This is a genomic window from Rahnella sp. 2050 (assembly GCF_040544515.1).
Lineage (GTDB): Bacteria > Pseudomonadota > Gammaproteobacteria > Enterobacterales > Enterobacteriaceae > Rahnella > Rahnella aceris.
In genome coordinates, this window is sequence record NZ_JBEPKE010000001.1 from 860,407 (window position 1) to 872,706 (window position 12,300).

Consider the following 12,300-nt stretch of genomic DNA (forward strand, 5'->3'; position numbering starts at 1 on the left):
TGCGCAATAATGCTTTCAGCGTGACGTTACTCAACAATGCGGGTTTGTGTGGTCGGCGCAGGCTGTGATTTCTGGCAGCACAGGAAAACCATCACCAGCAGCGGGATCCAGCCCAGCACGATGCCCAGCGTGATTTTCATCCAGACATAGGTTTCCGGTGAAGCGTATTGCATCAGGATCGTATTCAGCAGGCGCGAGACAATACCAGCCAGATAAACGCCACCAAACCACCAGCCGGAACGGTTGATGTCGTGCATACGCCGGACACCGACCGCCAGCAACGGTAATGCCGTCGCCAGCGCAAACAGGGTGTAAGCGACACCCGCGTAGAAAATGCTGTAAGGATTACCCGCCAGCGCGAACAGGAATGACACGCCCATCGTCAGCAAAATAATAATCAGCAAATTACCCAGCGCAAAGGTCCAGAACGCCTTGCGGCTCGCCCGACCACGGAAATCCACATACTTTTTCCAGCCCTGCACATAACACTGCCATAGCGTCATTTCATCACGTCCTTTTGCCTGTTCATCTGATGTTTCAATGGAAATTTCATTCTGCTTTTCAATAAGCCGGGAATTAAAGCGTTTTCTTACTGGCCCCGCAACTGCCGCGCCAGAAGATCGAGCTGATCGGCTATCTGATTGAGATCTTTATCCTGCTGCCCGGGCGCACGGGTCGAATTACGCACCACCAGTTTCGCAGGCAGAATTTTGGATGACATCACCTCCGCACTTTCGGCCAGTAAATGTTCAACCGCCTCTTTGCTCTGCAAATCGAGATCCAGTGACACGGTGGTCAGTGACGGATGGAAGAATGCGCTGTCGTACGTGTCATCGTAGCCAATGATCGACGCCTGCTGCGGAATGGCCACATTGTGCTGATGCAGCGCACTGATGACGCCCAGCGCCATCTGGTCATTGCCCACCAGCATGGCGGTGAATTGCGGAGTTTCACGCAAAATCTGCAACGCGCAGTAATAACCGCTTTTCGCACTCCAGTCGCCGTGGATGACGGTCACCGGCTGAATGCCCTTCTCTGCCAGCGTTTCCTGCCAGCTTTTCAGACGCAAACGGGAAGACACAGAATCTTCCGGCCCCGCCAGCAAGGCAAATTCCCGATGCCCTAAATCATGCAGATATTCCACGCTGGCACGCGACCCGTCAGCCGGATTAAAGCAGACGTTAAACACCGGACTGGTCGGGTCGACATCGAGAAACAGACACAGAATGTCGCGGTTGTTTTCATAAATCCGCTCAGCCTCGGCACTTTCCAGCGGGATGTTAATGATCATGCGGTCAACGCGTTGTGATTTCAGCTCGTTAATGGAGTCCTGAATGCTCTGATTGACGTCCTCATCAATCATTGAAATCAACACCTGATACCCGGCCTGATGGGCATATTTTTTCACTGACGCCGCAATTTGCGACGGCGCGTGTAAGGCCAGTGATGTGGTGACCAGTCCGATGGTAAAACTCTGCTTTCCAACCAGTTGCTGCGCCAGCCGGTTCGGCACATAGCGCAGAACTTCAATGGCCTGTTCGACCTTCAGACGCGTGGCATCTGAAACATTGGCCGATTTGTTTAACACCCGCGAAACCGTCTGGTACGAAACACCGGCATAGCGGGCAACATCTTCTAATGTCGAACTTTTTGATTTCATTCTTTCCCCACACAGCAGCCCGTGATTTTGCTCAATCTTATGATAATCGAGCCAACGTACGGGATCTCATTTAAAAGTTCAATCCGGGCGTTCGTTGCTGCATAAGTTATACGTTAACATTGCATATAATCGTGATTTACATCACTCCTGATTTATCATTAATTCATAAGTTGTAGACATATCTCACATTTCACAATATGTAAAATTGATCATTATTGTTTCTGGGTATCTTATAGATTTCGTAAATGTGAACGTCATACAATCATAAGGAAAAAAAATGAAACACAACTTACGCACTCTGGCTGTGGCGGTTTCCCTCGCCATCACAGCGGGCCCTGCTGTGGCAAATGATATTGATTTCCATGGATATCTGCGTTCGGGGCTGGGGGTTTCTGGCGGTGGCGGTCTGGAACAGTTCCAGAAAAACAAAGTCGGGCGTCTGGGTAACGAAGATGACACCTACGGCGAAGTCGAACTGGGCAGCGAAGTTTACAAGAAAGACGACGTGAGTTTTTACGTCGACTCGATGGTCAGTATGGTGTCTGACGGCTCCAATGATGATGAAAACACCCTGAATGATGATGCACAGTTCGGCCTGCGTCAGCTGAATCTGCAAATCAAAGGACTGGTGCCGTGGGATAAAGATGCAGTGATCTGGGGCGGTAAACGTTATTACCAGCGCCACGACTTACACATCATCGATACCAAATACTGGAACATTTCCGGTGCCGGTGCCGGTATTGAGAACCTGAAAATGGGTGAAGGTGCGCTTTCTCTGGCGTGGATCCGTGGCGATGCCAATGATGTGGATTACCGCGTGGATGGCAATAACGATGTGAACATTAACTACATCGACGTGCGTTATGCCGGGATCAAACCGTGGAGCGGTGCCTGGATGGAAATCGGTGCCGACTACGCCATGCCAAACCTGTCGCATGACCAGAAAGAGTACGGCGGCCTGTACGATGCGGATAACGGCGTGATGCTGACCGGTGAAATCAGTCAGGATATGTGGGGCGGCTATAACAAACTGGTGTTGCAGTACGCGGATAAGGGCCTGGCGCAGAACATGATTTCGCAGGGCGGTGGCTGGTACGATATGTGGAACTACACCAATGACGCCACCGGCTATCGTGGCATCATCACCGGTCTGATTCCGATCACCAGTAAGTTCAGCCTCAACCATGTGCTGACCTACGGCCATGCAGAAAACATTACGGATTACACCGACACGACTGAGCTGGTTTCTCTGGTAGGCCGCGCGCAATACCAGTGGACAGAATACGTGCGTACCATCGGTGAAGTCGGTACCTTCTATCAGAAAGATGATTACAAGAACGGCTCGAACTACAAGCAAGGCGGTCAGAAATATACGCTGGCGATGGGTCTGGCAGCCGGTCCGGAGTTTATGTCACGCCCTGAATTGCGTGTGTTCGCGTCTTATCTGAATGATTCTGAGCATGGCGATACGTTTGACGACCATACCAAAGCGGATACGTGGAACTTTGGGGTTCAGGTGGAAGCCTGGTGGTAAATTTCCTTCATTCTTGAAGCTGTTGCTGCGTTGGCTACGTTTACTCACCCGAATCACTGACTTCAGTCAGCTCATCGGGATTCGTTCACTTGCCGCCTGGCTACAACTCCAATAATTTTGGAAATGTGAAGTCATATTGTACAAAAAGAAATATCCTCATTGTTATACAGCGACAGATAAAAACTTAATTTCTCTTGTAGGGGATCGTTACGTTTTTTCTCCGCACAGCAGCATCATTATTATTTATAAAAAGCAGAAACAATAAAGGCAGCCTTGTGTCGGGCTGCCTTTATTTTTGGGATTATTTCAGCAACAGCGTTTAATTACTTTTCAGTCCAAACTTCTCAGTCATTAATTTCTTCAGGCTGTCGGATTGCTTACCGAATATCGCATGTACTTCCTGACCGATGATCACCACGCCAATCGCACCGGTCTGCTGGATAGCACCGGAGTTCACGCGCTTAAGTTCTTTTACCGTCACGCGCAGGCGGGTAATACAGGCATCGACATTCACAATATTATCGCGCCCGCCGAGTGCATCAATTAATAACGCCACGTCAGTCGATGGCGGAACTTCATTGTCAGGCGTTTTATTCTTCGCAGAGAATACATGCATAAAGTCTTTAATATTTACCATGATGAACACTCTCTTTCAGGAATGAAAAAAAACGTGCAACCGGGAAATCCTGATTGCACGTCGCTGTTAAAAATAATGGGTTAAGAAATAACAGATAAACGCCGCGACAGGATCTGACAACCGAATGCCGGAAGCGTCAGTGTGCGCGGTAATATACCGCCGTGAACCATGTCGCGGTAATCATCCGGCAATGTCACCGTCTGGCTGTCGGCGGCATAGTTTTGCAGGAAGATAAATTCACTTTCACCGTCGGTGCGTCGTGCGGCAGTGACACCTTCAGGCAGATCGGTGGCTATCGCCCGTGGCAGCTTCATTTCTTTCGCCAGCGCGGTATAAAAATCGGCGTGGAATTGCTGATCGTTTCGGGAAGCCAGATAATACGCCTGCCCTTTGCCAAACAGATTCACGGTCACGGCTGGCGTGCCGGCGTAGAAATCGTCACCGTACGTCGCCAGTGCGGCCGCACCTTCCAGGTGGATCACTTCACACAATTCGCTGGCGCGATACGGGCCGTTTAACCCCAGCGCATTGCCTTCAGTGCCGCTGACACTGTTGTGCTGATCGTCGGTCAGGCTGTCGATTTCTTCCGCCCAGATACCCAGTACCGGACGCAACGGTCCCGGGAATCCGTTGAGGAAACACAAATCGCTTTCGTTAACGATACCGCTCCAGTAAGTCGCGACGAACCGCCCGCCGGCCTGCACGAACGCGGTGATCCGCTCGCCGACGCCTGCCCTCACCATATACAGCATCGGCGCAATCACCAGGTCGTAACCGGTTAAATCACAATCGGCATTGATCACATCGACCGCAATGCCCTGCGACCACAGCGCACGGTAATGTCCGGCAACCGTGTTTTCATATTCCAGTCCCTGATTGCGCGGCCCGAGGGAATCGTCCATCGCCCAGCGGCTTTCCCAGTCGAAGATAATTGCCACTCTGGCTTCTACGCGGCTGCCCGCCACCGGAGCCAGCGCCGAGAGAATCCCGCCCAGTTCGGCCACTTCGCGGCCGACACGGGTATCGATATGCCCGACGTGATCGACGACCGCGCCGTGGAATTTTTCTGAAGAACCGCGGCTTTTACGCCACTGGAAATACTGCACAGAATCCGAACCATGAGCGACCGCCTGCAAAGAAGACAGAATATGCATGCCCGGCTTTTTCAGTTTGCTGACCGGCTGCCAGTTGGTGAAACTCGGCGTCGATTCCATCAGCACAAACGGCTGTCCCTGTTTCAGCGTCCGCATTAAATCGTGATACATCGCAGTGTACGCCGCCAGACCGATATCATCTTTGCGGGTATGCCACATCGGATAGCTGTCCCACGAGATGAAATCCAGCACGCTGGCGAGTTTCCAGTAATCGTAATCGTAGAAATATTCCATGAAATTGGTGGTCGCCGGTAACGCCGGATTCTCCGCTTTGAGCGGGCGGATTTCCTCGCTGCAAAAACGGGTGACCTGATCGGTGTTAAAACGACGCCAGTCGAGATTCAGGCCGTGAATACCGCTTTCGCCCTGCGGCGACGGCGATTCGATCTGCGCCCAGTCGGTATAGGTGTGGCTCCAGAAAGTGCTCCACCAGGCTTGATTCAGCGCATCGAGCGTGACGTAACGGGCTTTCAGCCAGTCGCGGAAACGGGTCTGGCAGTAATGGCAATGGCACTCGCCGCCGTATTCGTTGGAAATATGCCAGCCAATCACCGCCGGATGATGCGCGTAACGCTTCGCCAGCGCACTGTTCATCAGTTGCACTTTTTCGGCATACACCGGCGAACTCATACAGTGATTGTGACGCCCGCCGTGCAGTGCTTTTACGCGGTCACGCCCGACACGCAGAACTTCAGGATACTTTTGCGACATCCACGCCGGACGTGCGCCGCTTGGTGTGGCGAGAAATACCGAGATGCCATTTTCATGCAACTTGTCCAGCACCTGATCCAGCCAGCCAAAGGTAAAATGACCTTCTTCAGGCTCCAGCGCTGACCAGCTAAAAATCCCGACTGACATGACATTACAGCGCGCCTCTTTCATCATTTCGACATCGCGAATCAGCACATCGGGGCTTTCCAGCCACTGTTCCGGGTTGTAATCCGCACCATGTAATAGCCCGGAAATCTTACTGCTCAGAAGAGGAAATTTCGTCATGCTTGGGTCCTTAGGAACTTTAAGAAATATCAACTCCCCGGCCAATCAAGCCGGGGAAAAAGGGATTAATTGAAGACTTTGATGGAAGGAAGAACCTGACCGTCACAGCTGAACAACGCCTGATTTTCGCGGGCATTGCCCTCTTTCCAGTGGTCGTTGATGTAGGTCATCCCGGCCGGTGTCGCCCAGCCTGCGCCGTCAACGGCGATCCAGGTAGGTTCCCAGTAGAACAGACCCTTGCCGCGATGATCCGGTACGGCGACCAGGCTTTTGATCATGTCGCTGAGGAAATCAGCCTGCCCCTGCACCGTGCCCGGATAGCCGCCGTCTTTGGCTTCTTTTTCGGTAAAGCTGTTTTCAGCCGCATCACAGTTTTTGGTGGTATAGCCGTAAGCCACTTCCACCACGATCACGTCTTTGTTGTAGCGCTTGCTGATGTCGTCCATGTTGGTCTGCAACGCGGAAACCGGACCGTTCCAGTAGGTATAAAATGACAGGCCAATCACGTCGTAAGGCACCTTGCGCTGATTAATTTCATCGAACCACCAGCGGAAGGTGTCGTTCTTAGTGCCTTCGGCCAGATGCAGCATGATTTTGATATCAGAAGGATTTTTTTCATCCGCACGCACACCGGCAATCGCCGCATTCAGCAACCCGGCCAGACGGTCAAACTCCCCGCCGCCCGCGCCCCAGCTTTTGCCTTCAGGCCATAAAATGCCGCCGTTCATTTCGTTGCCGACCTGCACCATATCCGGCACGGTGCCTTGTGCACGGAATCTGGCGATCACCTCGCGGCTGTAATCATGAATGGCAGTTTTCAGTTGCGGATAATCCATTTTCTCCCAGCTTTTTGGCTTGAACTGTTTACCCGGATCAGTCCAGAAATCGCTGTAATGGAAATCGAGCAGGATTTTAAAACCCTGCGCTTTGGCGCGCTTCGCCAGCTCCAGCGTGGTGGCCAGATCGTTATTACCGCCACCGTACGGATGCCCCTGCGCATCTTTCGGATCCACCCACAAGCGCAGACGCACGTAGTTAAAACCGTTTTGTCTGAGGATCACCATCGCGTCGGTCTGCTTGTGGTTTTGATCGAAGAACTTACCGCCGTGCTTTTCCACATCAATCAGCGTCGAAATATCCGCGCCTTTGATGAAATCCGCCGGAACGTTGGCGACTTTTTTAATCACCACCTCCTGCGCCACCCCGGAAAATGACACCGCCAGCAGCACGCAGGCCATTGCGCTTTTGTTGAAAATCTTCTTAGAAAAGAAAGTCATCGGATTATCCTTTTGTACTGCCAGCCGTCAGGCCGGAAACGAAGTATTTTTGTAAAGCCAGATAGAAAATGGCGACAGGCACAGCGATCAGTACCGCGCCTGCGGCATACATGGTGTAGTTGGCACCCATTTTTTGCGCGACCAGGTTGTACAGACCAATCGGTAAGGTGTACTTATCCGGTGTGCGTAAAATGGTGCTGGAAAGAATGAAATCGCCCAGCGGTCCGGTGAAGGAAAACAGCGCGATCACGGCCAGAATCGGTTTGGACAAAGGCATGATGATTTCGATGAAAATGCGGAAATTGCCCGCGCCGTCCATCCGCGCTGATTCATCCAGATCTTTCGGAATGGCGTCGAGATAGCCTTTCATCAGATAGGTGTTCATCGGGATCATGCCGCCGACGTAAATCAGCACCAGTGCCAGATGACTGTTGATAAGCCCGAGTAACTGCGCCAGCACAAAGATGGCGATCAGCGCGGAAAACTGGGGGATCATCTGCAATAACAGAAACAGCATCAGCCCGTCTTTGCGGCCTTTAAAGCGAAAACGCGAGAAGGAATAGGCGGTGAAACTGACACAAATCAGGGTCAGGATCATGGTCAGGAAACTGATTTTCATCGAGTTCCAGTACCAGCCGACATAATTCACTTCGCCGTTAAACAGGTCTTTGTAATGCTGGAACGAGACGTTCTCCGGAATAATCGACGTGCTGAGCAGGCTGTTACCGGCATTCAGTGATGCGCCGACGGTCCAGATCAGCGGATAAATAATGATCACCGCCACAATCAGCAACAGGAAATAACTCAGCCCGAGGCGGATAAACCGGTTTCTTTTAATACTGCTGTTCTTACTCATGCCCTTCCCCCGGTTACGCCATATCATCTTGTTTAAATGAATTGGTTGAGCGGAATTGCCACAGAGCAATACCGACCACAAATATCGACAGCAAAATCGTAATGGTCGCGGCAATGGCATATTGCGAAGATGACATGGTAAGTTTATATATCCACGACACCAGAATATCCGTCCCGCCTGCATTCGAACCGGCCACTGCCGGGCCGCCGTTATTAAACAGATAGATAATATTGAAGTTATTAAAGTTGAAGGTGTATTGCGTGATAATAATCGGCGCAATGGAATATAAGACCAGCGGCAATGTAATGGTTTTGAGTTTCTTCCAGGTACTGGCACCATCCATTGTCGCGGCTTCATATAAATCGTTCGGAATGGCCTGCAATACGCCGGTAGTCATGGCAAACACAAACGGGAAGCCCAGCCAGGTCTGCATCAGGATCAGCGCCGTTTTGGTCCAGAACGGATCGGTCAGCCAGGCTTTAGGCTCAATGCCTAAGGCAGCCAGAATGCCGTTATTGATGACACCGAATGAGTCATTGAACATGCCCGCAAACACCAGAATGGTGACAAAACCCGGCACCGCCCACGGCAAAATAAGCACGGTGCGGATCAGCGCCTTGAAGCGCAAATCTTTCTGGTTCACCAGAATTGCCAGCATGACCCCCACCGTACATTGCAGCGTAGTCGCCAGTACCGTCCAGACCACCGTCCATTGCAATACATCCAGCAAGGTCGAACGCCAGATATTGAGCGTGAAGATATTAATAAAGTTTTTGAACCCCACCCAGTCGACTAATTTAGCCGGCGGCGTGTGGTATAAATTATAATTGGTAAACGCAATGGAGAAGCCGAATATAATCGGGAAGACCACCACAAACACCAGCAAAATAAAGCCCGGCGTAATCATCAGATAAGGGAAACCTTCACGCAGCAGCAAATGATATTGCTTGCGCACGCTGGGTAATTCCATCCCCTGGTCGCGGCGTTTACCATTTGCCCACGCATCGCGCAGACTCCAGTAATAAAAGGCCACGCCGAACGCGCCAATCAGCAGGCTGATAATGCCTTTGGCGAGCAGAAATATCGAATTATCACGCGGCACTTCTTCGCCCAGTGTATATAAACCCCATAATCCCTGACGCAGGAAATCATAGAAGACGCCGGCGAAACAAATAAGAATGATAAAAAACAGTATTCCCTTGGCCCATTGCCGGTTATAAAACTGCCCAAAACCGGGGATCAGCGCCACAGCCAGCGCCACCGGTGCATGGTGGCTGGCAGAGAGTGGCGCCTGGTTTTCCTCATGAAGACGCATAGACACAAAGATGTTCCTTTCACTGGTGAGGGAGTGAAATCACTCCCTCCGGTCAGACATACGTGGGTTTCAGCAGGCGTTGCCGGTTATTCGTTGCTGGCTTTCGCCGCTTCGATTTGCATCTGGATATTTTTCACCGCGTCGTTGAGCGCGGCATCAACCGGCTGTTTGCCAGTCACACCCAACTGGATGCCGTTGTTCGCAGGCCCCCAGACTTCCTGCATTTCAGGTACACCCGGCATCGCCGTGGCGCGGGTAGACTGTTCGGCCACCGCGTTGGCTTTCTCATCATTTTTGATCATCGGATCATTAACCAGCGCCGTCAGTGCCGGGATTTCCTTGGTCACTTCGTAGCGCACTTTGGCGTACTTCGGCTGGTTGATGAAGGTGATGAATTTTTCCGCCAGCGGTTTTTGCTTGCTGTAGGTTGAAACCGCATAACCTTTCACGCCGAGGAACGAACTCATCGGTTTGCCGTTTGGCAACAGCGGCAGCGCTTTCACGCCATAGTTAATGCCAGCAGCTTCATACGGCTGGAAGGCCCAGGGACCGGTGATCACCGCAGCCGCTTTCTTTTCAGTAAACAGCGAGTCGATGGCGTTCAGGCCGTTATCGCCGACAATCCCTGCCGGGAATAATCCGTCGGCATAGAATTTTTTCAGGTAAGTAATGGCTTCAATGCTGCCCGGTTTATTCAGGCCGATATCTTCGACGTTGATTTCGCCTTTAGCATCCTTACCGAATATATAGCCGCCCATCGAGGCCATCGCGCCGTAGGCGTAATACACTTCATCAAACTTGGCTAACAGACCATATTTACCTTTCGCCCTTTCGGCTTTGGAGAAGGTGTAATACTCGTCGAGGGTCGCCGGTGCCTGTGGCAGCAAATCTTTGTTGTAAATCAGCACCAGCGTTTCCACCGCTTTCGGCACACCATAGGTCTGGCCTTTAAGCTGGAAGGCGTTCAATGCTGGCGGCGTAAAGCTCGCAAGAAATGCTTTGTCGAGATTCAGCGGCGCCAGTAAACCCTGTACCACTGCCGTGCCCAGCTGATCATTGGGGATCACGACGACGTCGGGGCCGATACCTGCCGGACCATCCAGACGTAATTTCTCCGTTTGTTGTGCATAAGGCGTTTCCTGCACAACGACTTTGACGTTGTTCTCTTTTTCAAAATCTTTCACCGCGTCGGAAATACCGGAAGATTTCTTAATATCTTCCCAGACAAGTAACTGTCCCTCTGCTGCCCGGACGGCCTGGCTGCTGAGACTTAATGACATCAGTACCAGGGCAGTAAGGTGGGTAATTTTCATTGTCGCTCCTGAATGTGAAGGTATAACATTTTTGTAGGGTACGTAACGACAGTCAATCAACACTTTATGCAAAAAACCCTTTAAAATCTGATTTAGCAATGATGAATGTCGCCTTAAAAACTATGTTATACGTTAAACTTACACACCATAAATCACTACAAAAAGATGCGCATTGTGTGATCTTCTCTCCAAAATTCAAACCCGCCTGTGCAAACGCTTACACAAGGTGGTTATAGTCCGAAACATCAGCGGTATGAATTCTTCATGAGGTCAAACATGTCCAGCATCAGACTTAAAAATGTGGTCAAGCGTTTCGATAAAACAGTGACGTTGCATGGCATCAATATTGATATTGAAGACGGCGAGTTCACCGTTTTCGTCGGGCCGTCGGGGTGCGGGAAATCCACCCTTCTGCGCATGATTGCCGGGCTGGAAGATATTACGGAAGGAGACGTTTACATTGGCGAGCAACGGGTGAATGACGTCGACCCGTCACGCCGTGGCGTGGCGATGGTGTTTCAGTCTTACGCGCTGTATCCGCACATGACCATTGCGGAAAACATGGGTTACGGGCTAAAAGTCAACGGCGTACCGAAAGAGGAAATTCGTCATCAGGTGGAGATGGTTGCCAAAACCTTGCAGCTTTCTCATTTGCTGGACAGAAAACCGAAACAGCTTTCCGGCGGTCAGCGCCAGCGCACCGCGATTGGTCGTGCGATTGTGCGAAATCCGCAGGTGTTTATGTTTGATGAACCGCTGTCTAACCTGGATGCCGAGCTGCGTGTGGATATGCGTTTACACATTTCCAAGCTGCATCAGGAACTGAAAACCACCATGGTGTACGTGACGCACGATCAGACCGAAGCCATGACGCTGGCCGATAAAATCGTGGTGATGAATTACGGCAAAGTCGAGCAGACAGGCGCGCCGATGGATCTGTACTACAACCCGGTGAATCAGTTTGTGGCCGGATTTATCGGCTCGCCGAAGATGAATTTTCTGCCTGCAGAGGTGCTGAGCTGGCAGCCGGAGCGGCTCGAAGTGCGCCTGACGCCGGAGAAGACGCTGACGCTGGCGCTGAACACCAGCGAACTGGCAGTTGGCGATAAAGTGACGCTCGGCATCCGACCTGAACATCTGCTGTCGCAGGAAACTGAAAACGTGCTGGAATTTAACTGCGAAGTGGTTGAACGGCTGGGCAACAGCACCTATCTGTTTGGTCAGTGTTATGGCACCGACGGTTTCAAAATGCTGCTGCCGGGCGATATGGCGTTCAATCCTTATCAGAGTCTGACCACCTGGTTCGATGCTAAACGTTGCATGGTATTCAGCGAAGACGGTCTGCGCATCAGCGCACCGAGCCTTTCACATCTGCATTAATGTTGTCAGACCGCCCGCTGCGGCGGTCTCCTCCCGCACTTCCCCGCTAAAGGGCTTTCCCCCATCAGATTCATTCACACCCTTTCCTTTATGATGCAGGGCTTTGGCGCCGCATAAAGGAAAGGGGCTTACCGGGGTACTTCACCTCCCGGCTGTTTCAGTGCTATATCTCTTTATC

The 12,300-nt window shown here is 51.5% G+C and carries 10 protein-coding genes; 2 read left to right on the forward strand and 8 right to left on the reverse strand.

The window, feature by feature from the left end; genetic code table 11:
- Nucleotides 1-26: 26 nt before the first annotated feature.
- Together ABIC79_RS03860 and ABIC79_RS03865 are read right to left on the reverse strand one after the other, a co-directional pair.
- On the reverse strand, nt 27-503 hold the full coding sequence (locus ABIC79_RS03860) for a DUF805 domain-containing protein (RefSeq protein WP_013574918.1): 477 nt from the start codon (nt 501-503) through the stop codon (nt 27-29).
- A gap of 86 nt (nt 504-589) precedes the next feature.
- Nucleotides 590-1,660 (reverse strand): LacI family DNA-binding transcriptional regulator, encoded by a 1,071-nt coding sequence (locus tag ABIC79_RS03865; RefSeq protein ID WP_013574917.1) that lies wholly within the window; start codon nt 1,658-1,660, stop codon nt 590-592.
- A 277-nt stretch (nt 1,661-1,937) separates the two neighbouring features.
- Between ABIC79_RS03865 and ABIC79_RS03870 the strand changes: the two genes are divergently transcribed.
- Entirely contained in the window at nt 1,938-3,194 is a 1,257-nt protein-coding gene (locus ABIC79_RS03870; protein WP_013574916.1) for a maltoporin, read from the forward strand.
- A 319-nt stretch (nt 3,195-3,513) separates the two neighbouring features.
- Here ABIC79_RS03870 and ABIC79_RS03875 read toward each other — a convergent pair whose 3' ends face one another.
- From ABIC79_RS03875 to ABIC79_RS03900, 6 genes are all read right to left on the reverse strand, one after another.
- Nucleotides 3,514-3,831 carry a PTS sugar transporter subunit IIB gene (locus tag ABIC79_RS03875; protein ID WP_013574915.1) on the reverse strand — a complete coding sequence of 106 codons (318 nt, stop codon included), beginning with the start codon at nt 3,829-3,831 and terminating at the stop codon, nt 3,514-3,516.
- An 80-nt stretch (nt 3,832-3,911) separates the two neighbouring features.
- Entirely contained in the window at nt 3,912-5,981 is a 2,070-nt protein-coding gene (locus ABIC79_RS03880) for a beta-galactosidase (protein WP_015689636.1), read from the reverse strand.
- A gap of 65 nt (nt 5,982-6,046) precedes the next feature.
- Nucleotides 6,047-7,258 (reverse strand): glycoside hydrolase family 53 protein, encoded by a 1,212-nt coding sequence (locus tag ABIC79_RS03885; RefSeq protein ID WP_013574913.1) that lies wholly within the window; start codon nt 7,256-7,258, stop codon nt 6,047-6,049.
- Between the two features lie 4 nt (nt 7,259-7,262).
- A complete protein-coding gene (locus ABIC79_RS03890) occupies nt 7,263-8,114 on the reverse strand; it encodes a sugar ABC transporter permease (RefSeq protein ID WP_013574912.1) in 852 nt (283 codons plus the stop codon).
- Between the two features lie 13 nt (nt 8,115-8,127).
- A complete protein-coding gene (locus ABIC79_RS03895) occupies nt 8,128-9,429 on the reverse strand; it encodes a carbohydrate ABC transporter permease (RefSeq protein WP_015689635.1) in 1,302 nt (433 codons plus the stop codon).
- Between the two features lie 86 nt (nt 9,430-9,515).
- Nucleotides 9,516-10,742 (reverse strand): extracellular solute-binding protein, encoded by a 1,227-nt coding sequence (locus ABIC79_RS03900; protein ID WP_013574910.1) that lies wholly within the window; start codon nt 10,740-10,742, stop codon nt 9,516-9,518.
- A 276-nt stretch (nt 10,743-11,018) separates the two neighbouring features.
- Between ABIC79_RS03900 and ABIC79_RS03905 the strand changes: the two genes are divergently transcribed.
- The gene (locus ABIC79_RS03905; protein WP_126124735.1) at nt 11,019-12,122 is read left to right on the forward strand and encodes an ABC transporter ATP-binding protein; all 1,104 of its coding nucleotides are present in this window, start codon (nt 11,019-11,021) and stop codon (nt 12,120-12,122) included.
- Nucleotides 12,123-12,300: the final 178 nt, after the last annotated feature.

Coding starts and splice junctions, on each gene's coding strand:
- ABIC79_RS03870 (WP_013574916.1), top strand. CDS start 1,938: ATGAAACACAACTTACGCACTCTGGCTGTGGCGGTTTCCCTCGCCATC.
- ABIC79_RS03905 (WP_126124735.1), top strand. CDS start 11,019: ATGTCCAGCATCAGACTTAAAAATGTGGTCAAGCGTTTCGATAAAACA.
- ABIC79_RS03865 (WP_013574917.1), bottom strand. CDS start 1,660: ATGAAATCAAAAAGTTCGACATTAGAAGATGTTGCCCGCTATGCCGGT.
- ABIC79_RS03895 (WP_015689635.1), bottom strand. CDS start 9,429: ATGCGTCTTCATGAGGAAAACCAGGCGCCACTCTCTGCCAGCCACCAT.
- ABIC79_RS03880 (WP_015689636.1), bottom strand. CDS start 5,981: ATGACGAAATTTCCTCTTCTGAGCAGTAAGATTTCCGGGCTATTACAT.
- ABIC79_RS03885 (WP_013574913.1), bottom strand. CDS start 7,258: ATGACTTTCTTTTCTAAGAAGATTTTCAACAAAAGCGCAATGGCCTGC.
- ABIC79_RS03890 (WP_013574912.1), bottom strand. CDS start 8,114: ATGAGTAAGAACAGCAGTATTAAAAGAAACCGGTTTATCCGCCTCGGG.
- ABIC79_RS03860 (WP_013574918.1), bottom strand. CDS start 503: ATGACGCTATGGCAGTGTTATGTGCAGGGCTGGAAAAAGTATGTGGAT.
- ABIC79_RS03900 (WP_013574910.1), bottom strand. CDS start 10,742: ATGAAAATTACCCACCTTACTGCCCTGGTACTGATGTCATTAAGTCTC.
- ABIC79_RS03875 (WP_013574915.1), bottom strand. CDS start 3,831: ATGGTAAATATTAAAGACTTTATGCATGTATTCTCTGCGAAGAATAAA.